17 protein-coding genes are annotated in these 23,484 nt (G+C 72.9%); 9 read left to right on the top strand and 8 right to left on the bottom strand.

The window, feature by feature from the left end; all coding sequences use genetic code 11:
* Positions 1–7: 7 nt before the first annotated feature.
* Entirely contained in the window at positions 8–1,477 is a 1,470-nt protein-coding gene (locus tag ADK65_RS17805) for a DNA-3-methyladenine glycosylase 2 family protein (RefSeq protein WP_053671173.1), read from the bottom strand.
* Between the two features lie 143 nt (positions 1,478–1,620).
* Between ADK65_RS17805 and ADK65_RS17800 the strand changes: the two genes are divergently transcribed.
* Complete coding sequence (locus ADK65_RS17800; RefSeq protein WP_053671172.1) at positions 1,621–1,983, top strand: ArsR/SmtB family transcription factor; 363 nt, start codon at positions 1,621–1,623, stop codon at positions 1,981–1,983.
* Positions 1,984–2,010: 27 nt separating this feature from the next.
* Here the strand turns inward: ADK65_RS17800 and ADK65_RS17795 are convergent, their stop codons facing one another.
* Complete coding sequence (locus ADK65_RS17795) at positions 2,011–5,904, bottom strand: glycoside hydrolase family 2 TIM barrel-domain containing protein (protein WP_053671155.1); 3,894 nt, start codon at positions 5,902–5,904, stop codon at positions 2,011–2,013.
* A gap of 208 nt (positions 5,905–6,112) precedes the next feature.
* A complete protein-coding gene (locus ADK65_RS17790; protein WP_053671154.1) occupies positions 6,113–6,943 on the bottom strand; it encodes an alpha/beta fold hydrolase in 831 nt (276 codons plus the stop codon).
* A gap of 152 nt (positions 6,944–7,095) precedes the next feature.
* Here ADK65_RS17790 and ADK65_RS17785 point away from each other — a divergent pair, with 152 nt between their 5' ends.
* Positions 7,096–9,141: a SpoIIE family protein phosphatase gene (locus ADK65_RS17785; protein ID WP_053671153.1), complete on the top strand. Its 2,046-nt coding sequence runs from the start codon at positions 7,096–7,098 to the stop codon at positions 9,139–9,141.
* A gap of 59 nt (positions 9,142–9,200) precedes the next feature.
* On the opposite strand, the gene ADK65_RS17780 is transcribed toward ADK65_RS17785, so the two are convergent.
* Entirely contained in the window at positions 9,201–9,620 is a 420-nt protein-coding gene (locus tag ADK65_RS17780; RefSeq protein ID WP_053671152.1) for a DUF7144 family membrane protein, read from the bottom strand.
* Between the two features lie 234 nt (positions 9,621–9,854).
* Between ADK65_RS17780 and ADK65_RS17775 the strand changes: the two genes are divergently transcribed.
* The 3 genes from ADK65_RS17775 (at position 9,855) to ADK65_RS17765 (ending at position 12,848) form a co-directional block, all read left to right on the top strand.
* Complete coding sequence (locus tag ADK65_RS17775) at positions 9,855–10,430, top strand: potassium channel family protein (RefSeq protein WP_053671151.1); 576 nt, start codon at positions 9,855–9,857, stop codon at positions 10,428–10,430.
* A gap of 3 nt (positions 10,431–10,433) precedes the next feature.
* On the top strand, positions 10,434–11,843 hold the full coding sequence (locus ADK65_RS17770) for a DUF2252 domain-containing protein (protein WP_053671150.1): 1,410 nt from the start codon (positions 10,434–10,436) through the stop codon (positions 11,841–11,843).
* A 171-nt stretch (positions 11,844–12,014) separates the two neighbouring features.
* On the top strand, positions 12,015–12,848 hold the full coding sequence (locus ADK65_RS17765) for a class II glutamine amidotransferase (protein WP_053671149.1): 834 nt from the start codon (positions 12,015–12,017) through the stop codon (positions 12,846–12,848).
* Between the two features lie 21 nt (positions 12,849–12,869).
* Here the strand turns inward: ADK65_RS17765 and ADK65_RS17760 are convergent, their stop codons facing one another.
* The 4 genes from ADK65_RS17760 to ADK65_RS17745 all read right to left on the bottom strand — a co-directional run bounded on the left by ADK65_RS17760 (position 12,870) and on the right by ADK65_RS17745 (position 17,781).
* Complete coding sequence (locus ADK65_RS17760; RefSeq protein ID WP_053671148.1) at positions 12,870–13,379, bottom strand: O-acetyl-ADP-ribose deacetylase; 510 nt, start codon at positions 13,377–13,379, stop codon at positions 12,870–12,872.
* Positions 13,376–14,785, bottom strand: coding sequence for a phytoene desaturase family protein (locus tag ADK65_RS17755; protein ID WP_053671147.1), 1,410 nt, complete (start codon positions 14,783–14,785; stop codon positions 13,376–13,378). The genes ADK65_RS17760 and ADK65_RS17755 overlap by 4 nt, the downstream gene beginning before the upstream one ends.
* Positions 14,786–14,965: 180 nt before the next feature.
* The gene (locus ADK65_RS17750; RefSeq protein ID WP_053671146.1) at positions 14,966–15,811 is read right to left on the bottom strand and encodes an inositol monophosphatase family protein; all 846 of its coding nucleotides are present in this window, start codon (positions 15,809–15,811) and stop codon (positions 14,966–14,968) included.
* A gap of 143 nt (positions 15,812–15,954) precedes the next feature.
* Positions 15,955–17,781, bottom strand: coding sequence for a gamma-glutamyltransferase family protein (locus ADK65_RS17745; protein WP_053671145.1), 1,827 nt, complete (start codon positions 17,779–17,781; stop codon positions 15,955–15,957).
* Positions 17,782–17,951: 170 nt separating this feature from the next.
* On the opposite strand from ADK65_RS17745, the gene ADK65_RS17740 reads away from it, so the two are divergent.
* From ADK65_RS17740 to ADK65_RS17725, 4 genes are all read left to right on the top strand, one after another.
* Complete coding sequence (locus ADK65_RS17740; RefSeq protein ID WP_053671144.1) at positions 17,952–18,386, top strand: hypothetical protein; 435 nt, start codon at positions 17,952–17,954, stop codon at positions 18,384–18,386.
* A 226-nt stretch (positions 18,387–18,612) separates the two neighbouring features.
* The gene (locus tag ADK65_RS17735) at positions 18,613–20,316 is read left to right on the top strand and encodes an NAD-dependent malic enzyme (protein ID WP_053671143.1); all 1,704 of its coding nucleotides are present in this window, start codon (positions 18,613–18,615) and stop codon (positions 20,314–20,316) included.
* 127 nt (positions 20,317–20,443) lie between these two features.
* Positions 20,444–21,502, top strand: coding sequence for an AEC family transporter (locus ADK65_RS17730; RefSeq protein ID WP_053671142.1), 1,059 nt, complete (start codon positions 20,444–20,446; stop codon positions 21,500–21,502).
* Between the two features lie 86 nt (positions 21,503–21,588).
* Positions 21,589–23,328 (top strand): FUSC family protein, encoded by a 1,740-nt coding sequence (locus ADK65_RS17725; RefSeq protein ID WP_053671141.1) that lies wholly within the window; start codon positions 21,589–21,591, stop codon positions 23,326–23,328.
* Positions 23,329–23,484 lie beyond the last annotated feature (156 nt).

Raw genomic sequence — 23,484 nt, 5'->3', positions numbered from 1 at the left:
GAGGTCCCTATACCGGAAGGAAGTTGATCGGGTGGCTGTCGGTCGCCCAGAGGTACTGGACCGCGTAGGCCCGCCAGGGGCGCCAGGCCGCCGCGCGAGCTGTGAGGGCGGCCGGAGTGGACGGCAGGCCCAGTTCGCGGGCGGCGCGGCGGATGCCGAGGTCGGTGGGGAGGAAGGCGTCGGGATCGCCGAGGGCGCGCATGGCGATGACGTCCACCGTCCAGGGCCCGAATCCGGGCAGGGCGAGGAGTTCGGCGCGCGTGCGCGGCCAGTCGCTCTCGAGGCCCAGGTGGAGGTCGCCGTCGGCGAGCCGGCGGACCAGGGTGGTGAAGGTGGTGCGGCGGGTGCGCGGCATGGCCAGGGTCCCGGGGTCGAGCGCCGCGAGGGACTCGGGGGACGGGAAGAGGTGGGTGAGGCCGCCCTCGGGGTCCTCGACCGGTTCGCCGCAGGCGGTGACCAGGCGGGCCGCGTGGGTGCGGGCGGCGGCGGTGGACACCTGCTGCCCGAGCACGGCCCGGACGGCGAACTCGGCCTCGTCGACCGTGCGCGGCACCCGGCGCCCGGGCGCCTTGTCCACCAGGGGCGCGAGGACCGGGTCCGTGCGGAGCTGGTCGTCGATCGCGACGGGGTCGGCGTCCAGGTCGAGCAGACGGCGGCAGCGGCTGATGGCGACGGTCAGATCGCGCAGGTCGCCGAGGGTGAGGCGGCAGGCGATGTGGTCGGGGTTCGGGGTGAGGGCCACGATGCCGTGGCCGTACGGCAGGCGCAGGGTGCGGCGGTAGGAGCCGTCGCGCCACTCCTCCACGCCGGGGACGGCCGTCGCGGCGAGGTGACCGAAGAGGTTGTCGGGGTTGAGCGGCGCGCGGAACGGCAGCCGCAGGGACACGGCGCCGGGTGTGCTCGCGCCCTGCCGTCTCGGGGTGCGGGCGCGCAGCTCGCTCGGGGCCAGGGCGAAGACCTCGCGGACCGTGTCGTTGAAGGTCCGGATCGAGGCGAAGCCGGCGGCGAAGGCGATCTGCGCCATGGGCAGGGCGGTCGTCTCGACGAGCAGCCGGGCGGTCTGGGCACGCTGGGCGCGGGCGAGCGCGAGGGGGCCCGCGCCCAGCTCGGCGAGGAGCTGGCGTTCGACCTGGCGGGTGCTGTAGCCGAGGCGGCCGGCGAGGCCGGGCACGCCCTCGCGGTCCACGACACCGTCGGCGATCAGCCGCATGGCGCGGGCCACGAGGTCGGCCCGCTGGTTCCACTCCGGTGAGCCGGGACTGGTGTCGGGCCGGCAGCGCTTGCAGGCCCGGAACCCGGCCTGCTGACAGGCCGCCGCGCTGGGGTGGAAGACCATGTTCTCCGGCTTGGGCGGCACCACCGGGCAGCTGGGACGGCAGTAGATGCCGGTGGTCAGGACGGCCGTGAAGAACCAGCCGTCGAACCGTGCGTCCTTGGACCGGACGGCGCGCACGCAGCGCTCGGTGTCGGTGTGCATCCCCTTCTGCATGGGTCCAGCATCCGGCACCGGGCTGCGCGGGGCTGGCGAGAATCCGACATCGTGGTGCTCCGGCCCGGCCGCCGGACGGGCACAGATGAATATTCATTCATGTGTTCGTGCGGGGCCGGTACGATGACGGCATGGGTCATGGAGCCGTCACTCCCGCGCAGGACGCCGCCGAACGCGTACGCCTGGACGCGGACAACGTCGCGAAGGTCGCCACCACGCTCCAGGCCCTGTCCACTCCCTCCCGGCTGCTCATCCTGGCGCGGCTACGCGAAGGCCCGCTGCCGGCCACGGAGTTGGCCGCCGAGGTGGGCATGGAACAGTCGGCCTGCTCCCACCAGCTGCGGCTGCTGCGCAATCTGGGCCTGGTCGTGGGCGAGCGGCAGGGCCGTTCGGTGGTCTACGCGCTGCACGACCACCATGTCGCCGAGCTGCTCGACCAGGCCGTCTACCACGTGGAGCATCTGCGGCTCGGTATCAGCGACGCCGCCGACTGAGGCGGCGCCGCTGTCCCACCGCCGGTTCTAGTCGGTGGCGGTCGGCCGTCCCGAGGCCTCCATCGCCTCGCTCACCCGGGTCAGCGGGCGCAGCCGGTAGGTGTACGCGTAGTCGCGGTCGGCGAGCAGCTTGAACTCGGCGTGCGTGTGCGCGCCCCAGCTGTCGTCGCCGCCCACGCCCATCTGGCGGTGGTTCACCCGCAGGACCACGGCGTCCCGGGGAGTGAGCTGGTAGTCGTGGCGCGCTCCGACGGACAGGTCCTCGGGGGTGAAGTGCGAGGCGTTGACCTCCACCAGCGGCTCACCGGACACGAGCAGGCCGCGGCCCCGGCCGTCGGTCAGCGCGGCCCAGCGGACGTCGGTCTTGTTGCCGTTCTCCTGGGGGCGCAGGTACGGGGTCCACTGCCCGGAGACGGTGCCGGAGTACAGGCCCACGTCGGTGGCGTTGTTGCGGTCCCACATGTTCTCCTCGGGACCCCGGCCGTAGTAGTGCAGCCGGTCCAGGCTCCGCGGCAGGAACAGCAGGGTGCCGACCTCCGGGATGTACGGCAGGTTCGCCGCGCCCGGGTGGAGGGTGTTGTCGACCTTGATCTCGCCGTTGCCGAAGACCGTGTACGTCGTGCTGTACGTGGACTCCGTGGCGGTGGGCAGCGTGCCGGTGACGGTGACCTCGACGGCCCGGTCACCCAGGGGCCGGACCCGTACGTCGGTCACCTTCCGCTTCGCTCCGGCGTCGCGCCACGTCTGGTTGCGGGTGTGCTGGCCGTTGCCGCGGTCGTTGTCGGTGGGAGCCCGCCAGAAGTTCGGGACGGGTCCAGAGGTGAGGAGACGCGTGCCGCCCGCCTCGTAGGAGGTGATGGCTCCGGTGCTCTTGTCGACGGTGACGGCGAAATTCCTGCCCTTGACGGTGACAGTTTTGTCCCGGTCGGCGTGGCTCAGGGCGGGCACGCTCCGCAGCGGCGCGGGCTGCACGGCCGGGCTGTCCGTGTCGAGGGCGAGCTGCTGCTTGGCCACCTCGAAGCCGGCCTTCGCCCACGGGGTGGTTTCCCTGGTGGTGAAGGAGAGCTGGAGGAAGTACTCGGCACCGGGCTCGGGCCTGGCCGGGATCCGCACCGGGATCTCGATGTCCTTGCTGCTCAGCGGCGCCACGTCCAGCTGGTCGCGGGTCAGCCGGCCATGCTGGACGACCTCGCCGTCGGCGACCAGGGACCAACGCCCCTCGAATTCCCGGAGGTTGGTGAACAGGTACTCGTTGGTGAGGGTGACGGCACCGGGGCCGCCCGAGGCCGGTGTGGCGTTGACGGCCTGGTAGATCTGCTTGACCTCGGCGGACTTGCCGGTGAGGGTGCGGTCGGGCAGGACGATGCCGTCACCGGAGAAGGCGCCGTCGTTGGGGTTGTCGCCCCAGTCGCCGCCGTAGGCGTAGAAGGTCTTGTCGCGCGGGCGCTTCTCGGTGAACCCGGCGGTGGCGGCGTCGAACCAGAAGCGCACGCCCTCGTCGTCGGGCGTGCGGGTGTCCGAGGCGAGCTCCGCGGCGCTCAGGGCGCGGGCGTACACACGGGCCCGGCGGATGGTGCCGCTGAATTCCCGGGTCGGGTTGTCGACGTCGGTGGCGAGCGAGAGGGGGGCGGTGTTGTCGGCGGGGCGGCGGGTGGTGGTCCTGGTGCCGCGCACCTGGCCGTCGACGTAGAGGGTGAGCGTGCCCGCGTCCGCGTCGAAGACGCCGGCGATGTGGTGTTCCCTGCCGGTCCAGCCCTCGGGCAGCGCCCAGCTCGCGGTGACCCACTGGCCGCCGCCGTGGATGAAGAACTCCAGGTTCTTGTCGCTCTGCTTGAGGGCGTACTGGGTGTCGCCCTTGGTGATGACGGGCTGGTGGCCGCCGGTGACGTCCGGGGTGACCCAGGCTTCCAGGGTCAGGGAGCCGGTGAGGTCGAGGCGGGTGTCGCGGGGGAAGACGGTGCCGCCGGAGACGCCCTTGGCGGGGTCGAAGGTGCCGGCGGGTGCCATGACCTCGCCGCGCAGCGTGCCCGGGCCTGACTCGGTCAGCAGCTTGCGCGTCGGGGTGGGCCAGCGCAGGGCCTGGTCGACGAAGTCCCAGATCCAGCCACCCTGGAGGACGTCGTGGCGGCGGACGATGTCCCAGTACTTCTTGAAGTTGCCGTTGGAGTTGCCCATGCCGTGGGAGTACTCGATCATCACGTACGGCCGGGTGTCGCTCGTGTCCTTGGCGCGCTGTTCGACCCGCTGCGGGCTGTCGTACATCTCGGAGCGGATGTCGCTGATGCCCGGGCGGTCGTCGCCCTCGTACTGGATGACGCGGGTGGGGTCGTAGGAGCGGATCCAGTCGTGCATGGCGTTGAAGGTCGTGCCGCCGCCGGCCTCGTTGCCGAGGGACCAGATGACCACCGAGGCGTGGTTCTTGTCGCGGTGGACCATGTTCTGGGCGCGGACCACGCACGCCTCGGTCCACTCCGCGTGTCCGCTGCCGGGGTACTTGTCGCGGATGCCGTGGGTCTCCAGGTTGGTCTCGTCGACGAGGTACAGGCCGTACTCGTCGGCGAGTTCGAGCCACAGCGGGTTGTTCGGGTAGTGCGAGGTGCGGACGCTGTTGATGTTGAGTCGCTTGATGATCCCGATGTCCTCGACCATCTGTGCGCGGGTGAGCGCCGAGCCGGTGACGGGGTGCATCTCGTGCCGGTTGGTGCCGCGGAAGGAGACCGGCTTGCCGTTGATGCGCATCAGGCCGTCCTTGAGCGCGAACTCGCGGAAGCCGACGCGGTGCGAGAGGGTCTCGACCACCTTGCCGGCCGGGTCGCGCAGGCGGAGCACGGCGGTGTAGAGGTTCGGGTGCTCGGCCGACCACAGCCTGGGTGAGGGGACGGTCCTGGACGCCTCGGCGGTGGCCTCGTCGCCGTCGGGGACGTCGACCGTCCGGTTGAGGGGGCGAGGCCAGACGGCGTGGCCGCGCGCGTCGTAGAGCTGGGTCTCGACGGTGTAGCGGCCCGCGCCCTCGCCGCCGTAGTCGCGGACCTGTGCGGTGACCTTGAGCTCGGCGGAGGTGTAGTCGTCGCCCAGCGGGGTGTCCAGGCGGAAGTCGCGGACGTGCACGGCAGGCGTGGAGAACAGGTGGACCGAGCGGAAGATACCGCTCAGCCGGATCATGTCCTGGTCCTCCAGCCACTCCGCGTCGGAGTAGCGGTACACCTCGACGGCGATCTGGTTGGTGCCCGGCTTGAGGTGGGGGGTGATGTCGTACTCGGCGGAGGTGTAGGAGTCCTCGTGGTAGCCGGCCAGCTTGCCGTTGATCCACACGTAGTGGGCGGACTTGACGCCCTCGAAGTGCAGGAAGGTGCGCCGGCCCTTCCAGTCGCGGGGCACGGTGAACGTGCGGCGGTACTGGCCGACGGGGTTGTAGCGGGTCGGGGCGGCGGGCGGCTGGGCGTTCTCGCCACCGCCGTTGGGGCCCCACCAGGGGTAGGTGATGTTGACGTAGATCGGGAAGTCGTAGCCGTGCAGCTGCCAGGCCGAGGGCACGGGGATGGTGTCCCAGCCGGAGTCGTCGACATCGGTCCCGTAGAAGTCCGGGTCACGGTCGTCGGGGCGGTCCGCGTAGGCGAACTTCCAGGTGCCGTCGAGGCTCAGCCGGTACGGCGAGCGCTCACGGTCGCCCTTCAGTGCCTGCCCGAGGTTCGCGTAGGGCATGAGGGTGGTGTGCGGCGGCTCGGTGCCCACCCGGTACACGCTCAGGCCGTCGTTCCACTCCGGAGGGCCGTCCGCCGCCGGGCGCCGGCCGGCCGCGTAGGAGGCGGTGGGCGACGCCGAGAGGGCGAGCGCGCCGAGCACGGCGGCTCCTCCCTCCAGCAGACGACGGCGGCTGACGACGGGCCGGTCGGCGTGGGACGGATGCGGGGGGTGCGGCATGAACGTGGCCTTCCTCGGTTCGACAGGTGCGGTGCTGCACGGACTGAGGGCACGTCAGATGCCATCCTCAACTGCGCACCAGCGGTGGGTGTTTCTGTTGATTCGAAGGGCAACTGACGGTGACAGAGCAACTGCTGAGCAGGCACACCCTAGGACTCGCACACATTCGAAGCAATGACCGCGTCGGACTTTGTGCGGTCCTGATGGTTCAGACCGTCAGGAAGGCGAGCAGCTCGCTCGTCAGGCGGGCGGGCGCGTCCAGCGGGACGAGATGTCCTGCCTCGGGTACGGGCACCAGCCGTGCACCCGGGATCAAGTCGGCGAGTTCCCGCCCCTTGGCGAAGGGGATCCAGGTGTCCTCGGTGCCCCAGCACACCGTGACGGGCAGGTCGATCGAGGGGTAGAGCGGCTGGATCTCGTCGGTGTAGCGCTGGTCGGCCTGCGCGATCTGCCGGTAGAAGGCCGCCTGCCCCTCCTCCCCCGTCCAGGGCCCGATCAGGGCGTCGAGCACGGCCGGGCGCAGGCCGGGATGGCTCGCGGAGGTGACGTACTCGCGCACCAGGGCCTCGTGCAGCGCCGCCGGGAGCTGCTCGAAGACCTGACTGTGCTCCCCGACCAGACGGAAGAAGGGCGACCCCCAGGGCTTCAGGGCCACCGGGTCGACCAGGGCGAGCCGCCGGTAGCGGGCCCCGTGCAGCAGGTGGGCGCGCAGCGCCACGCACCCGCCGAAGTCGTGCGCGATCACGGACGGCTCCCGCAGCCCCCAGTGCGCCAGCAGCTCGGTGAGGATCCGGCCCTGGGCGCCCAGTGAGACGTCCTGGCCGTCGTGCATGCCGGAGGCGCCGTAGCCCGCCATGTCCCAGACGTGGACGTGGTGCCCGACGGCGGCGAGGGCGGGTGCGATCTCGTGCCACACGTACGACGAGAAGGGCGTCCCGTGCAGCAGCACGACCGGCTCTCCGCCGGGATCGCCCCACCGGTCCCAGCGCACCGTCCCCGACCCGGTGAGCAGGCTCTCCCGCAGCGTCCAGTCCTCCACGGTGCCGCTCCCTCCTGTCGCGGGTGGTGACCCGCGCTTTTTTGTCATTTCGGCGCGACAGTGCCACTGCTCCGACCGTAATGTGACCTCATCGGACAGCCCGCACAACAGATCATGGCGGTACCTTTGCCGCGCCGGAAGGAGCGGCCCGCATGAACGGCCACGCGACCTCGGACCGCGACGCCGTCACGGCCGCGCCCGGCGGGCTGCTGGATCTGCTCAAGGTCGCGGCGGTGGTTCTCGACGCCGGCGGCCACATCGTGCTGTGGAGCCCCGAGATCGAGCAGCTGCTCGGCTGGAGCGCGGAGGAAGCCCTGCGGCAGCGGGCCGACACCCTCCTGGTCTCCCCCGAGAACCGCTCCCGGGGCAGGGAGCTGTTCGCGCAGGTCAGCACGGGGGCGCGGTGGGCCGGAGTGTTCCCGCTGCGGCACCGCGACGGCACGGAACGGGCCGTGGAGTTCCGCACGATGCGCCTCCTCGACCCCGAAGGGCAGCCCCACCTGCTGGGACTCGCCACGGACGCGACGACCGTGCGCAAGGTGGAGCGCGACCTCGCCCTCTCCCACAGCCTCGTCAATCAGACCCCGCTCGGCATCGCGGTGTTCGACAACGACCTGCGCTGGGTGGGTGTGAACCCCGCGCTGGAGCGGATCAACGGCGTCCCCGAGGAGGCCGTGCTGGGGCGCCGGGTCGGGGAGGTACTGCCGGACCTGGACGTGGCGGCCATCGAGGCACGGATGCGGCACGTCCTGGAGACCGGCAGGCCGCTGCTCGACCAGCAGACCGTCGGGCGTACGGCGGCGGACGCTCAGGACCGCGCCTACTCGGAGTCGTACCACCGCATCGAGGACACCGACGGCCGGGTCCTCGGCCTCGCGATGGCCGTGCTGGACGTCACCGAGCGCCAGCAGGCCGCGACCGAGGTCGCACAGGCGCGCCAGCACCTGTCGGTGATCGCCGACGCGGGGATGAAGATCGGCACCACGCTGGACCTCCAGCAGACCGCCCGGGAACTGGCCGGCGTGGTCGTGCCGCACCTGGCGGACCTGGCCGCCGTGGACGTCCTGGAGTCGGTCGTGGCCCGCGGCACCATCACCCCCGTGTCGGGCGGCTCCCCCGCCGAGTTCCGGGCGCTGGCCGTCGCGGCCGGCTACCCCACCGACGCCATCCACGCCGCCGACCCGGTGGGCGAGCTCGCCGTGTACGGCTCGTCGCGGATCATCACGCAGTGCGTCCGCAGTGCCCGCCCGGTCCTCGTCGAGCGCGTGGACGCCAAGATGCTGCGGCGTCTGGCCCGGGACTCACGGGCCGCCCTGGCCCTGCACGAGGCCGGTGCCCACTCCTACCTGGCGCTGCCGCTGGTGGCCCGGGGCAAGGTGCTCGGCACGCTGTCGCTGTACCGCACGGTCAACGAGCGCCCCTTCGACGACCAGGACCGGGTGCTCGCCTCGGAACTCGCCGCACGGGCCGCGATCTGCATAGACAACGCCCGCCTCTACGGCCGCGAACGCGGCACCGCCCTGACCCTGCAGCGCAGTCTGCTTCCGAGCACCCCCGCCGAGCGGGAAGGGCTGGACATCGCCGCCCGCTACCGCCCGGCCCTCAGCGAGGTCGGCGGCGACTGGTACGACGTCCTCCCGCTCGGTCCGGGACGTACCGGGCTGGTCGTCGGGGACGTCATGGGCAAGGGCGTCCAGGCCGCGGCGATCATGGGGCAGCTGAGCACGGCGACGCGGGCGCTGGCCCGGCTGGACCTGCCGCCCGCCGAGCTGCTGCGGCACCTGGACGACATCGCCGGCTCGCTCGGTGACGCGATCGCCACCTGCGTGTACGCGGTGTGCGACCTGCGGCGTGGCACCTGCGAGCTGTCCAGCGCCGGGCATCTGCCGCCGGTGCTCGCCGGGGCGGACGGCAGTGCGCGGCTCGTCGAGGTGCCGGGCGGTGTCCCGCTCGGGGTCGGTGGCGTGGAGTTCGGCACGGTGGAGGTGGAACTGGCCCCGGGCTCCCTGCTCGCGCTGTACACGGACGGCCTGGTCGAGAACCGCGGGGAGCCCATCGACACCGGCCTCGGCACGCTGACCCGGCTGCTCCAGCACGCCGGGCCCAGTCTTCAGCGCGCGAGCGACAGTCTGCTCAGCGCGCTGAGTCCCGAGCCTGACGACGACGTGGCGCTGCTGCTGGTGCGCACGCGGGCCTGAACGCGGGGCCGTGACGCGGCCGCGTCCGTCCCTTGCGGGCGGGTACGGCCGCCCGGCTCTCAGATGTCGCCCTTCTTCGCGGTGCACAGGGCCCAGATGATGAACCCGGTCAAAGCGATCATCACCACGGACCAGACCGGGTAGGCGGGCAGGGAGAGGAAGTTGGCGATGAGGACGAGTCCGGCGATCCCCACACCGAGGACGCGCGCCCAGGTGGATGCCTGGAAGAGCCCCACGCTGACGAGCACGGCGACCACGCCGAGGGCGAGGTGGATCCAGCCCCAGCCGGTGAGGTCGAAGGAGAAGACGTAGTTGGGGGTCGAAACGAAGACCTGGTCCTCGGCGATGGCTGAGATGCCGCGCATGATCGCCAGGATCCCGGCGATCATGAGCATGATGGCCGCGAAGATCATCAAGCCTGCGGCGGCGGTTCCGTGCCTCGCCCTCGGCGTTCCGTGCGTCGGGTGTGTAGCGGTCATCCTGCTGCCTCGATTCGCTGTGTCCGGCGCGGTCAGCGACCGGAGGTGGGGGTATGGGGCCGGAAAGCCCGACGTGCGGGAACCGTCCCCTCGACCCCAGCCTGCCCAGGGTCTGTCCGGGCCGCCTCACCCGTGACGGGTGATCCCAATGCGCCGCCGGAACGCTGAGGTGGTGGGACAGGCCTTGTGGGGCGCTCTGGTGCCGGAGGCAGGACCGCGACCGAGAGACGCGCAATGGACGATCCAGCGGAGCAGCCGCACCGGCGGCGGGGACAGCGACGGCGTGCGGCGATCTCGGCCCTCGTACGCGCCGTGCTCGTCGTGGCCGGGCTCGTCACCGTCTACTACGTGCTGCCCCTGGACGGTCGCGGCACGACCGGCGACTCGGTGCTGCTGGCCTGCGGTCTGCTGCTGGTCGTCGTGGTGTTCTGGTGGCAGGTGCGGGCCATCGTGACCTCGTCTCACCCCCGGCTGAAGGCCATCGAGGCCCTGGCCGCGACGCTGGCGCTCTTCCTGCTGCTCTTCGCGGGCGCCTACTTCCTGCTGGAGCACACCACCCCCGGCTCGTTCAGCGAGCCGCTGACCAAGACGGACTCCCTGTACTTCACCCTCACGACGTTCACCACCGTCGGATACGGCGACATCGCGGCCCGCTCACAGACCGGGCGAGTGCTGACGATGATTCAGATGACGGGCGGCCTGCTGCTGGTGGGCGTGGCCGCGCGCATCCTGGCCGGCGCCGTGCAGGCGGGACTGCGCCGGCAGGGCCGGGAGCCCTCGGACGACTTCCCCACGCGGCGGAAGGACTGAGTCATGACCGCACCGAGCCCCTTCACGACCTTCATGTCACCGGCCGAGCGGGCCGCCGCCGGCCGGCAGGCGCGGCGGCGGGTGCCGCGGTCGTCCCACGCCGGATTCGAGGCGGGGCCGGACCGGTTCGACCCGGTCGACGTGCTGGAGCGCCAGTCGGCGACCCGCGTACCGGAGCTGGTGCCGCTGCGTTACGCCCGCATGCTGGAGTCCCCGTTCCGCTTCTACCGCGGCGCGGCGGCGATCATGGCGGAGGACCTGGGGGCCGCCACGGACACCGGGCTGCGGGTGCAGTTGTGCGGGGACGCCCATCTGCTGAACTTCCGGCTGCTGGCCTCGCCGGAGCGCCATCTGGTCTTCGACATCAACGACTTCGACGAGACGCTGGCCGGGCCGTTCGAATGGGACGTCAAGCGGCTCGCGGCCAGCTTCGCCATCGCGGGCCGCGCCAACGGTTTCACGACCGCCGAGCAGAACAGTGCGATCGAGACCTGCGTCCGGGCCTACCGGCGGCGGATGCGGGACTTCGCCGGTATGCGGAACCTGGACATCTGGTATGCCCAGGACGACGCCGACCACATGCGGGAGCTGATGGCCGCGTCGATATCCAAGGAGGCACGGCGCCGCACCGCGAAGGCCACGGCGAGCGCCCGTACCCGCACGCACATGCAGGCCTACGCCAAGCTCACCCGGGACACGGCCGAAGGGCGGCGGATCACACCGGACCCGCCGCTGATCACCCCGCTGCGGGACCTGGTGGGCGACTCCTCGGAGCACGGACGGGAAAAGGAGCTGCGCGCCGTCCTGGAGGGGTACGCCCGCAGTCTGTCGTCCGAGCGCCGGCATCTGCTGAGCCGGTACCGCCTGGTGGACATCGCCCGCAAGGTCGTCGGGGTCGGCAGCGTCGGCACCCGCTGCTGGATCGTGCTGCTGCTCGGACGCGACGACGACGATCCGCTGCTGCTCCAGGCCAAGGAGGCACAGGAGTCGGTGCTCGCGGCGCACAGCGGCGGCGAGCGCTACGACAACCAGGGCCGCCGTGTGGTGGCGGGACAGCGTCTGATCCAGACGACCAGCGACATCCTGCTGGGCTGGACGCACGCCGTGGGCCTCGACGGGCAGGAGCGGGACTTCTACGTGCGGCAGCTGCGCGACTGGAAGGGCATCGCCCAGCCGGAGACCATGGACCCCGGCCTGCTGCGGCTGTTCGGGCGGCTGTGCGGAGCGAGCCTGGCACGGGCCCACGCCCGCTCCGGTGACCCCATTGCCATCGGGGCCTATCTGGGCGGCGGCGACCGCTTCGACCGCGCCCTCACGGTGTTCGGCCAGGCGTACGCGGACCGGAACGAGCGGGACTTCGACGCCCTGCGCACGGCGGTCCGCTCGGGCCGGGTCCGCGCGGCGGCGCAGTGACGCCCAGCCCTCGGGCGGGCCGGGGCGTCCCCGCCCTGCCGGCGGGGCGTCGCGCTCTCACCCGCCGCGGGCGATGCGCCCGGAGCGCGACACGGGGTTCCCTGGGTCCACGGACACCACCTACGGAGCGGCCCGGGTCCGGCCCGGGCGGCTCGGAACAGGGGTACGGCCATGTGCCGCTGGCTCGCCTACTCGGGCACTCCCGTGCTGCTCGACGACGTCCTCTACCGCCCGCAGCACTCACTGATCGACCAGAGCCTGCACGCGCGGATGGGAGTCGAGACCACCAACGGCGACGGGTTCGGCGTCGGCTGGTACGCGTGGCATCTGCGCACTCCCGCCGTCATCCGCGACACCGGCCCGGCCTGGAGCAACCGCAACCTGCGGGAGATCGCCGACCACGTCCGCTCACCGTTGTTCTTCGCGCATGTGCGCGCCTCCACCGGTTCGGCCGTGCAGCAGACGAACTGCCATCCGTTCCGCCACGGGCGGTGGATGTGGATGCACAACGGAGCGATCGACGGGTTCCGCGAACTGCGCCGGGATCTCACGCTGGCGGTGGACCCGGGGCTGTTCTCGTCGATGGAGGGCACGACGGACTCCGAGGTGATGTTCCACGTGGCGCTCACCCTCGGACTGGACGGCGACCCGCCGGGCGCGGTGGCCCGGATGACGGGCCTGATCGAGCGGCTGGGCCGCGAGCACGGTGTGCCGCAGCCGCTGCAGATGACGGTCGCGGTGACCGACGGCGAGCGGGTGTGGTTCTTCCGCTACTCCAGCGCGGGAAAGTCACGGTCGCTGTACTACAGCAGCCGGGTGGAGGACGTGCGTGCGCTCCACCCCGACCTCGGGTTCCTGAACCACGTCTCGGACGAGACCCGGCTGGTCGTGTCGGAGCCGCTGGGCGATCTCCCCGGCGTGTGGAACGCCGTACCGGAGAGCACCTACGGCGTCGTGCAGCCCGGGCGGGACCTGCTGCAGCACTTCGAGCCGGAGCCCGTGTGAGCCGCCCCGCGGTCGCCGGGCTCAGCGCAGCCGCGCGGCGAACGCCTCGTACGCCCGCTCGTCGAAGAGGACGAACCTGACCTCCTCGACGGTGGTGTCCGCTGCCTGCACGGTCTCGACCGCGATGCGGGCGCCGTCGTCCATCGGCCAGCCGTAGACGCCGGTGGAGATCGCGGGGAACGCCACGGTACGGGCGCCGAGTTCACCGGCGACGCGGAGCGACTCGCGGTAGCAGGAGGCGAGCAGGCCGGAGCGGTCCTCGGTCGTGCTGAACACCGGGCCGACGGTGTGGACGACCCAGCGGGCGTCCAGGTCGCCCGCCGTGGTGGCGACCGCCTGGCCGGTGGGCAGGCCCTTGCCGAGGTGCGCCGCGCGGAGTCTGCGGCAGTCCTGAAGGATCGCGGGCCCGCCGCGGCGGTGGATCGCCCCGTCGACCCCTCCCCCGCCCAGCAGCGAGGAGTTGGCGGCGTTGACGATCGCGTCGACGCTCTCGCGGGTGATGTCGCCCCGGACCAGTTCGATGGCCGTCATATCTGCCTCAGTCGCTTCCAGACGGCCTTCGCCGCGTTGTGCCCCGACATGCCGTGCACTCCGGGGCCGGGCGGGGTCGCCGACGAGCAGATGAAGACGGCCGGATGGGGGGTGCGGTAGGGGAACAGCGTGGGCCTCGGGCGCAGCAGGAGCTGGAGGCCGGAGGCCGCGCCGGAGGCGATGTCCCCGCCGATGTAGTTGGCGTTGCGGGCGGCGATCTCGGGTGGCCCCGCCGTGGCACGTGCGAGGACGCGATCGCGGAAACCCGGGGCGAAGCGCTCCAGTTGGCGTTCGATGGCGTCGGTGAGGTCGCCGGTCCAGCCGTGCGGGACGTGGCCGTAGGCCCAGAAGACGTGCTTGCCCGCCGGGGCCCGGGTGGGGTCGACGACGCTCGGCTGGACCGTGATCAGGAACGGCGGGTCGGGGGCCCGGCCCTCCCGGGAGGCCGCGCGCAGGGCCGCGCCGATTTCCGCACTGCTCGCGCCGACCTGCACCGTCCCGGCGGCGCGGGCCTCCTTCGCCGTCCAGGGCACGGGTCCGTCCAGCGCGTAGTCGACCTTGAAAACGCCCGGCCCGTAGCGGTATCCGCCGTAGTGGTTGCCGAAGCCGGCGATGCGGGCCAGGGCGGTGGGTGAGGTGTCGAAGACGTACGCCCGGGCCGGCGGCAGGTCGTCGAGGCGCTTGACCTCGTAGTCGGTGTGGACGCTGCCGCCGAGGTCGCGCAGGTAGGCGGCGAGGGCGTCGGAGAGGGACTGGGAGCCGCCGCGGGCGACGGGCCAGCCGCGGGCGTGCCCCGCGAGGGCGAAGACCAGGCCGATGGCGCTGGTGGCGAAGCCGCCGAGCGGTGCCATGACGTGGGCGACGAGCCCGGAGAACAGGGCCTTGGCCGGCTCGTCGCGGAAGCGGCGCATCAGCAGCGTCGAGGGGGGCAGCCCGGTCAGGCCGAAACGGGCGAGGGTCACCGGATCGCGGGGCAGGGCGGTCAGTGGCAGCGACATGAAGTCCCGGGCGAGGGTGTCCCACTTGGGCAGGAAGGGCTCGACGAGCCTGCGGTACACGCCGGCGTCGCGCGGGCCGAAGGAGGCGGCCGTCTCGCCGACGGTCCGGGCCAGGACGGCCGCCGAGCCGTCCGGGAAGGGATGCGCCATGGGCAGCTCGGCGTGCAGCCACTCCAGGCCGTACCGCTCGAGCGGCAGGGCACGGAACGCCGGTGAGTTGATGCCAAGCGGGTGGGCCGCCGAGCACGGGTCGTGACGGAAGCCGGGGAGGGTGAGCTCCTCGGTGCGGGCACCGCCGCCCACGGTGCTCCGGGCCTCGAAGACGGCCACGGAGAAACCGCGGCGGGCCAGCTCCACGGCCGCGGTCAGTCCGTTCGGCCCCGCACCCACTACGACGGCATCGAGCATCGACGGCACCTTCGGACCCCTTCGTCAGCCGACGGCCACTGAGCCTCAGGATATGCCCGGAGACTGACAGTCACCGGCCACGGGTGATTTCCGCTGCGGAAGGGCACTTCACGGCGGCCGGAACACTCGCATGCGCACCCTGTGTCATCACCTGTGTGCGACACGCGACGGCCTCGGTGTTCAGGCCCCGCCGGACAGCAGCCCCAGCACCCTGCGGGCCGTGGCCGCGTCGCGGGCGGCGGTGAAGGGCAGGGCGTTGCCGCCCTGGACGCGGAACGGGTCGCCCGTGAGGGTGAGGTGAGCGCCCCCCGCCTCCTCGACCAGGAGCAGACCGGCGGCGTGGTCCCAGGCCGCTTCCCAGGAGAACGCCACCGCGTCCAACTCACCGCGGGCGACGGCGAGATACTCCAGTCCGGCGGAGCCGCACGGGCGCGGCGCCACGCCGTCGGCGCGCAGGCCGAGCAGGGCCTCCTTCTGCTCGTCCGTCGTGTAGTCGGGGTGGGAGGTGGCCACCCGTAGGTCCCGGCCGGGCTCCGGCACTCCGGCGAACAGCCGCTCCCCGTCGAGGTGTGCGCCCTTGCCGCGCTGGGCGAAGGCGAGCCGGTCGCGGGCGGGCGCGTACGTCCATGACGCGAGCAGGCGGCCGCGGTGGGCCAGCGCGACCAAGGTGCAGAAGCCGGCCTCCCCGCGCACGAACTGGCGTGTCCCGTCGACCGGGTCAACGATCCAGACCGGGGCGTCGCCCTGTATCGCCTCGTAGGCCGCCGGGTTGGCGTGCACCGCCTCCTCACCGACCACGACCGAGCCGGGCAGCAGGTCGGCCAGGGCCTCGGTCAGGTGCAGCTCGGCCTTGCGGTCGGCGTCGGTCACCAGATCGTGCGGGCCGCTCTTCTGGTCGACCTCGTGCGCGGCGAGCCGGCGCCAGCGCGGCAGGATCTCGGCGGCGGCGGCCTTGCGGACCGCCTCTTCGACGTCGGAGGCGTGCTCTGCGAGAAACTCTTCGATGGTTTCGTTGCTGTCGATCACCCCTCCATGACAACACGAGCCACTGACAACCCCTGCCCGCCGGGTGCACTCCGGGTGGCATCACGATGAACAGCGGGGGCGGCCGGGCGCCGCCGGACTCCCGTGGCGCCGCCTGCTCGCGCGGCGGTGGAGCCTCCGCCGGATCACCGGCCCACCGCGTACCCCTGCATCCCGCGCGGGTTCGCCGCCGCCGAGAGCACGCCGGTCTCCGGGTCCCGTGCCACCGCGCACAGCCGGCCTTCCGACCAGGGGCCGCCCACGGTCACGTCGTGGCCGCGGCGCCGCAGCTCCGCCACGACGGCGGGATCGGTGCGGGACTCCACGGTCACGCTGCCCGGGCGCATGCCGCGCGGGTAGAAGGAGCCGGGGAAGCTGTCGTTGTGCCAGTTCGGGGCGTCGATCGCACCCTGGAGGTCGAGGCCGCCGCGCACGGGGCCGCGCAGGGCGACCGCGAGGAAGAAGTGCAGCTGCCACTGGTCCTGCTGGTCCCCGCCGGGCGTGCCGAACGCCATGACGGGCACGCCGTCGCGCAGCGCGATCGAGGGCGTCAGCGTGGTGCGGGGGCGGCGGCCGGGAGTGAGGGAGTTGGGCAGGCCGTCCTCCAGCCAGGTCATCTGGAGCCGGGTGCCGAGCGGGAAACCGAGTTCGGGCACGACGGGGTTGGACTGGAGCCAGCCGCCGCTGGGCGTGGCCGAGACCATGTTGCCCCAGCGGTCGACGACGTCGAGGTGGCAGGTGTCGCCGCGGGTGTTCCCGTCGGCGAGGATCTCCGGCTCGCCGGGCACGGGGGACGCCGGGCTCTTGGCGACGGTCGGTTCGCCGACGCCCAGGGCGTCGAAGCCCTCCTGCGCGGCGGCCGCCACGCGCGCGTGCGCGCACAGTCGCGGGGTGCGTCCGCCGGGGCTGCCGGGCCGCAGGTCGTTCTCGGCCCGCTCGCCGACGAGGGCCCGGCGGGGCGTGTTGTACGCGTCGGACAGCAGGTCGTCGAGGGGCACGTCGGTGGCGTCCCCGTACCAGGCCTCCCGGTCGGCCATGGCGAGCTTGCAGTTCTCCACCAGGAGATGGACGTAGCGGGCCGAGCCGTACGGGGGCAGTTCGGGCGGGAGCAGGGCGAGTTGCTGGAGGAGGACCGGGCCCTGGCTCCAGGGGCCGGGCTTGCACACGGTCCAGCCGTTCCAGTCGTACGTCGCCGGTGCCTCGTAGGCCGCCGACCAGCCGGCGAGGTCGGCGGCCGTGAGGGTGCCGGTGTGGCGTTCGCCGCTGGTGTCCTTCGTGGGGCGCGCGGCCTGGCGGGTGAGCGCTTCGGCTATGAACCCGGTGCGCCACACCTCCCGCGCGGCGTCGATCCGCGCCTCCCTGTCCCCCGCCCCCGCGGTCTCGGCGAGCAGGCGCTTCCAGGTGGCGGCGAGCGTGGGGTTGGCGAAGAGCTCGCCGGGGCGCGGAGCTCTGCCGCCGGGAAGGTAGACGTCGGCCGAGGAGGTCCATTCCGTCTCGAACAGCTCGCGCACGGTCTCCACGGTCTCGCCGACCCGCTCCACGGGCGCGTGCCCGTGCTCGGCGTAGCCGATGGCGTAGGCCAGGACGTCGTCGAGGGACTTGGTGCCGTGGTCGCGCAAGAGCAGCATCCAGGCGTCGAACGCGCCCGGCACGGCGGCGGCGAGCGGCCCGGTGCCGGGGACGAGATCCAGTCCGAGGCCCCGGTAGTACGCGACGGTGGCGCCCGCCGGGGCGACGCCCTGCCCGCACAGCACCCGCACCTCGCCACCGGCCGGGGCGAGCAGGATCGGCACCTCGCCTGCCGGGCCGTTGAGGTGCGGCTCGACGACGTGCAGCACGAACGCGCCCGCCACGGCCGCGTCGTAGGCGTTGCCGCCGCTCTCCAGGACGGCCATCGCCGACTGCGAGGCGAGCCAGTGGGTGGAGGAGACCATGCCGAAGGTGCCCTGGAGGGTGGGGCGGGTGGTGAACATGGAGCTTTCACCTCGCGGTTACGTGTACCGGCACGGACAAGGGCACCCGGGACGGGTTCTGGCGAGAGCCTGGGGAGTGCGCGCCGGGGACACCCCTCCAGCTCCTCAGAAGGCTAGCGATCTTCCCGCGCCCCTTCTCCCCCGACGGGGTCCTGCTGCATGATCGAACGGTGTTGGTCGAGGTGGAGAAGATCGCGCGGTTCCCTCGGCGCCCGGTGCTGGCCCAGATCAGGACGGCGTTCGGCCGCACGACGGCCCGCTGGTGCGGGGATCGTGTCGCCGGGCCCGGCGCGTACGACGTGGAGTGGACTCTCGAGGAGGCCGTCACCTGGGGGCGGAATGCCAGGCCGGCGTCCGGAACCGGGCCCGGGGTCCGCCCCGGTGGGCACTGTGTGGTCCTGCGCGGACGGCTGGGCCTGGAGGAAGACGGTGTCGCGGTGCTGCACCTGGACGACGCGGACATCCCGCTGGACGTGGCCGGTCCGCTGCCCGAGGACGTCGACGGCCTGTGGATCGAGCTCTTCGTCGACCGCGAGAAGATCGCCCTCCGTCCCGTCGGGACCCGCCGGGCATCGCCGGACTCCACGCGGACCTCGGTGAGGTGACCGCGACTCCCTCCCGGGCCGCTTCCGCGGTCCGTGGCCTCATGACGTCCGCGGGCGACGTCGATCACAGTCGGTGCTTCCGACGACTCCACCGCCCCTGAAAAACCGCAGGTCAAAGGCTCGAATGTCCTGAGGTTATGGACCTCTGCCATGCCAGGCATTGGACGCATGACACACAGCGTCACAGTCTGGAACGAGTCCCCGGTCCCGACCTTGAGGAGTCATCATGGGCACAGAGAGGAGCACCGTCGACGGTGTCATCCGGACGAGCGCGCGCGGGCACGCCGTCCTGAACAGTCCGCGTCTGAACCGGGGCACGGCCTTCACCCGGCGGCAGCGCGAGGAGCTCGGGCTGACCGGTCTGGTGCCGCCGCAGGTCCTGACACAGGACCAGCAGGCGGCCCGCGCCTACACGCAGTTCCGGTCCCAGCCCGACGACCTCGCCAAGAACGTCTATCTCACGGCGCTGCGCGACCGCAACGAGGTGCTCTTCCACCGGCTCCTCGGTGACCATCTCGCCGAGATGCTGCCGATCGTGTACACCCCGACCGTGGGCACGGCGATCGAACGCTACAGCTACGAGTACCGCCGCCCGCGCGGGGTGTACCTCTCGGTCGACGACCCCGAGTCCATCGAGAGCTCCCTGCGCGCCTGCGGGCTGGGCGCCGACGACGTCGACCTGATCGTGGCGACCGACGGCGAGGCGATCCTCGGCATCGGTGACTGGGGTGTGGGCGGCATCGACATCGCGGTGGGCAAGCTCGCCGTCTACACGGCCGCCGCCGGAGTGGACCCGGCCCGCACCCTGGCGGTGATGCTGGACGTCGGCACCGACCGGAAGGAGCTGCTGGAGGATCCGCTGTACCTGGGCAACCGGCACCCGCGCGCCGACCGGGACCGCTACGACGCCTTCGTCGACGCCTATGTCGCCGCGGCCACCAAGCTGTTCCCCGACGCCCTGCTGCACTGGGAGGACTTCGGCTCCTCCAACGCGCGGCGCATCCTGGACCGCTACCGCGAGAAGACGCTCACCTTCAACGACGACATCCAGGGCACCGGCGCCGTCAATCTGGCCGCCGTGCTGTCCGGCGTGCGCGCCGGCGGTGCCGCCCTGCGCGACCACCGGGTGGTGCTCTTCGGTGCCGGAACCGCCGGCATCGGGATCGCCGAGCAGCTCCGCGACGCGATGATCGCCGACGGGCTCACGCCCCGGGAGGCCGCGGAGCGCATCTGGGCCGTGGACCGCCACGGCCTGCTGACCGAGGGCCAGCAGGGGCTGCGTGACTTCCAGATGCCCTTCGCCCGCGGCCGCGCCGAGGTCTCCGGCTGGCGGCACGACGACGACCTCGGTGGCGTGCCGCTGGCGGAGGTCGTCGACCGGGTGCGCCCGAGCGTCCTGATCGGCACCTCGGGGCAGGGCGGCGCCTTCACCGAGGACATCGTCCGGTCCATGGCCGCCCACATCGACCGTCCGGTCATCCTGCCCCTGTCCAACCCCACGCGGCTGGCCGAGGCCGTCCCCGCCGACCTGCTCGCCTGGACCGGCGGCCGGGCCCTGATCGCCACCGGCAGCCCCTTCGAGCCGGTGGAGACGGACGGCGTCACCCACCACATCGGACAGGCCAACAACGCCCTCGTCTTCCCCGGGCTGGGTCTCGGCACGGCCGTCGCGCGGGCCGAGCGGATCACCGACGGCATGCTGGTGGCCGCGGCCCGCGCCATCGCGGACCAGACCGACCCCACGGCGCCGGGCGCGCCGATCCTGCCCCCGATCGACCGGCTGCGCGACACCTCCGTGGCGGTGGCCGTCGCCGTGGCCCGCGCGGCGGTCGCCGACGGCGTCGCCCGGGAGAGCGCCGACGACACGGTCGAGGACCGGGTCCGCGCGGCCATGTGGCATCCGGTGTATCCGCCGATCGAGGCCGTCTGACCGGCCCCGCCCGGATACCGCTCCACACCCCCCAAGGGGCCGCCGACCGGACTCTCCCGGCCCTCTGACACAGCGTCACCGGACCGCACGGTCGCGCCCCGCCTTGCTCCAAAGGATTGACGCAGTCATGTCTTTCGCCGAGATCTTCACCGTCGTGGTGCCGGTCTTCCTCCTCATCCTGGTCGGCTACGGCACCGGCCGCCGGGCGCTCTTCGACGCGGGCGGCGCCCAGGCACTGCGCGAGCTGACCATGCAACTGGCGCTTCCGGCCGCCCTGTTGCTGAGCATCTGGCAGACGCCACGGCACGTGCTGGTCGAGCAACTGCCCCTGGTGGGCCTGCTGGCCTTCGGGTTTCTCGCCGTGTACGCCGTCCTGCTGGGCGTGCTGCGCCTCGCGGCCCGCCGGCCGCTGCGGCGGGCGGCCCTGTTCGCGCTGGCCTGCGTCCAGCCGCAGTACGCCTTCATGGGCACGTCCATCCTGGGCGGCCTGTTCGGGACCGCCGAGGCCGCCGTGCCGATCGCCGTCGCGGGCATCATCGTCAACGTCGTCCTCGACCCGGTCGTCCTGATCCTCCTCGGCCTGCCCGGACATCCGGAGCCCCGGACGGTCACCGCCGGGGCGGCGGCCCCCGCACGGCAGCCCGTCCTGGCCACCGTCGGCGGGAGTGCGCCCGAGGCGGCCGCCAAGCCGGCCCCCGCCGAGGCCGGGGCGCCCGGCCCTCGCCCCTCCGTGCTGCACACCGTCGGGCACGCGCTGCGCGAGCCGTTCTGCTGGGGACCCGTCCTGGGCCTGGTGCTGTCGGTCGCCGGGGTCGGTGTGCCGGAGGTCGCCGGCTCCGCGCTGAGTCTGCTGGCGGGCGCCGCCTCGGCGACGGCCCTGCTGTACGTCGGCGTCTCCGTCGCCCGGATCGGCCGGCCCGCGCTGTCCCCCGCCGTGTGGGCGGTCTCGCTCACCAGCGTGGTCCTCCTGCCCCTGCTCGTCTACGGGACGGGGCTGCTCCTGACCTCCGGGGCGGTCGCCGCCCAGGCCGCGCTGATCCTCGCGTTCCCGGTCTCGCCCGTCCCCCTGATGTTCGCCGCCCGGCACGGCTCGGCCGAGGACGTGCGGACCGTCGGCTCCGCCGTCGTGCTGAGCCTGCTCCTCTCCTTCGTCACCCTGCCCCTGCTCATCGAGCTCGTCGGCTGACCCCGGCCGGAACGGTGCGTTTGGGGGCCGCGTCTCTCGCGCTCCGCGCCCGACCTCTGGTTCACCACCCGAAAGGACACAGCCTCATGACCTCGGCTGCAGACTCGCGACCGGGCCGCCCGCGCCGCCCGTCGCGGCCGGCGTGGCCGCGCTCCGTTGTCCGGCGCCTGCCCGGATCCCTGCCGTTCGCCGCGGCGGCGCGGGGGGCGGTCGCGCTGGCGCTGCCCCTGCTCGTCGGGCTCGCCACGGGGTGGGTCGTGCTCTCGGCGATCGCCGCCATCGGCGCCCTGTGGGGGGTGAGCCAGGACGGTTCCGATCCGTACCGGGTCCGGGTGCGGCGGCTGGGCTGGACCGGGGTGTCCAGCGCGCTCGGTCTGCTCGCCGGTGAAGTCGCCCTGCGCACCGGGCAGACGGCGGCGGTGGCGGGGTGTCTGGTGACGGCCGCGCTCGTGGCGGGCTGTGTCGGCCTGCGCGGGCGGATCGCGTCCGTGTCGGGCATGCACCTGCTGCTCGGCGTGACGATCGGCAGTGGCATCCCCGTGCCGGGGCCGTGGTGGCAGCCGCCGCTGGCGCTGCTCGCCGGTGTCGCGCTCGTCCTCGTGCTGTCCGCGGCGCCGTGGCTGTGGCGCCGGTACCACGTCGAACGGGCCGCCGTGCTCGCCGTGTACCGGAGCGCGGGCGAGGCGCTGACCGCCGCGGGCACCGGGGCCGCCGAGGAGGCGCGCCTGCGGATGACGCTGGCCCTGAACCACGCCCACGAGGTGATGGCCCCCCACCTCGCCCCGCGCGGGCGGCGGCAGCGGGACGAAACGGGTGACCTGGTCCAGGCGTTCCACTACGCCGTGCGGCTGGGTGAGGCCGTGACGGCGGTGGTGTGGGAAGGTCGTGCGCTTCCGCCCTCCCTCACCGGTGTGCCGCGGCACCTGGCCGGACGTCTTCTGCCGGACCACCTCGCGGCCTCGGAGGAGCGTGCGGCGCCGCCCGCACCGGTGACCGGGTCTCCGGGCAGGCGCGCCCTGGCCGAACTCGTCACCGCTGTGGACGGTGAACCGGACGGGACCGACCTGGAGTTGCGCCTGCCGGCGCACGACGGGCCCGGGCGGGCGGCGCGGGTGCGGTACGCGCTGCTGCTGGCCGGGTGCGTGCTCGCCGCCCATGTGCTCGCGGAGGTGCTGCACCGGCCTCGCGGTTACTGGCTGCCCATGACGGTGGCCTTCGTCTACAAGCCCGACTTCGGGCCGCTGTTCCCGCGCGCACTGCACCGGTGCGTCGGCACGATCGTCGGGGTGGCCGCGATCGGGGCGGTGTCCGCGGCGGCCACCGGTACGTACGCCGTGGTGGGCGTCGTGGCCGTGTTCGGCGCACTCATGGCCATCGGCGTGCGGCACCACTACGCGCTCGCCACGCTGGGCCTGACCGCCGTCGTGTTCGTACTGCTCGACCTGCTGGGCGACCACCGTCCGTTGTACGGCACGCGGGTGGTGGACACGGCGCTTGCGTCGGCGCTGGTGCTCGTCGCGCACTTCGCGGTGTGGCCGGACTCCGCCGCTCACCGCGCCGAGGCACAGACCGAGGCCGCCGTCGCCGCCGCACGGCGCTACCGCGACGCCGCGCCGGAAGCGGGCCCGGTCCAGCGGCAGTCGCTGCGTCGTACCGCCTATCACCAGCTGGCCGAGGCGCGCCGCACGGTCGCTCACGCCCGGCGCGAACCGTCCCGCCGCGGGCGGCCGCTGCCCGACTGGGAGAGCGCGATCACCGCGGCCGAACAGCTCTGCGACCAGGTGACCGGAAGCGTGGTGGCGGGTACGGCGAACCCGGCCTCGTAGCGAGCACGGGCGGCGCGGGTCCCCGGACGGTCGGCGGTTCCCGGCCCCGCAGCACGTGTCCCTGCCCGGCAGCGGCTCTCGCCCTGGGATTCGGCTCCCGGCCGGCTTGCCCGCGGGCAGCGGCCCGGCGGGTCGATCCATGCCGCAGCCGCCTGG

The sequence above is a fragment of the Streptomyces sp. NRRL B-1140 genome, from assembly GCF_001280065.1.
Classification (GTDB): domain Bacteria; phylum Actinomycetota; class Actinomycetes; order Streptomycetales; family Streptomycetaceae; genus Streptomyces.
This window is presented reverse-complemented; position numbering and strand designations above follow the sequence as displayed.

Bases quoted from the DNA above. Each gene is read 5' to 3' on its own strand.
- ADK65_RS17805 (WP_053671173.1), bottom strand. From the start codon at position 1,477: ATGCACACCGACACCGAGCGCTGCGTGCGCGCCGTCCGGTCCAAGGAC.
- ADK65_RS17800 (WP_053671172.1), top strand. From the start codon at position 1,621: ATGGGTCATGGAGCCGTCACTCCCGCGCAGGACGCCGCCGAACGCGTA.
- ADK65_RS17795 (WP_053671155.1), bottom strand. From the start codon at position 5,904: ATGCCGCACCCCCCGCATCCGTCCCACGCCGACCGGCCCGTCGTCAGC.
- ADK65_RS17785 (WP_053671153.1), top strand. From the start codon at position 7,096: ATGAACGGCCACGCGACCTCGGACCGCGACGCCGTCACGGCCGCGCCC.
- ADK65_RS17780 (WP_053671152.1), bottom strand. From the start codon at position 9,620: ATGACCGCTACACACCCGACGCACGGAACGCCGAGGGCGAGGCACGGA.
- ADK65_RS17775 (WP_053671151.1), top strand. From the start codon at position 9,855: ATGGACGATCCAGCGGAGCAGCCGCACCGGCGGCGGGGACAGCGACGG.
- ADK65_RS17770 (WP_053671150.1), top strand. From the start codon at position 10,434: ATGACCGCACCGAGCCCCTTCACGACCTTCATGTCACCGGCCGAGCGG.
- ADK65_RS17765 (WP_053671149.1), top strand. From the start codon at position 12,015: ATGTGCCGCTGGCTCGCCTACTCGGGCACTCCCGTGCTGCTCGACGAC.
- ADK65_RS17760 (WP_053671148.1), bottom strand. From the start codon at position 13,379: ATGACGGCCATCGAACTGGTCCGGGGCGACATCACCCGCGAGAGCGTC.
- ADK65_RS17755 (WP_053671147.1), bottom strand. From the start codon at position 14,785: ATGCTCGATGCCGTCGTAGTGGGTGCGGGGCCGAACGGACTGACCGCG.
- ADK65_RS17745 (WP_053671145.1), bottom strand. From the start codon at position 17,781: ATGTTCACCACCCGCCCCACCCTCCAGGGCACCTTCGGCATGGTCTCC.
- ADK65_RS17735 (WP_053671143.1), top strand. From the start codon at position 18,613: ATGGGCACAGAGAGGAGCACCGTCGACGGTGTCATCCGGACGAGCGCG.
- ADK65_RS17730 (WP_053671142.1), top strand. From the start codon at position 20,444: ATGTCTTTCGCCGAGATCTTCACCGTCGTGGTGCCGGTCTTCCTCCTC.
- ADK65_RS17725 (WP_053671141.1), top strand. From the start codon at position 21,589: ATGACCTCGGCTGCAGACTCGCGACCGGGCCGCCCGCGCCGCCCGTCG.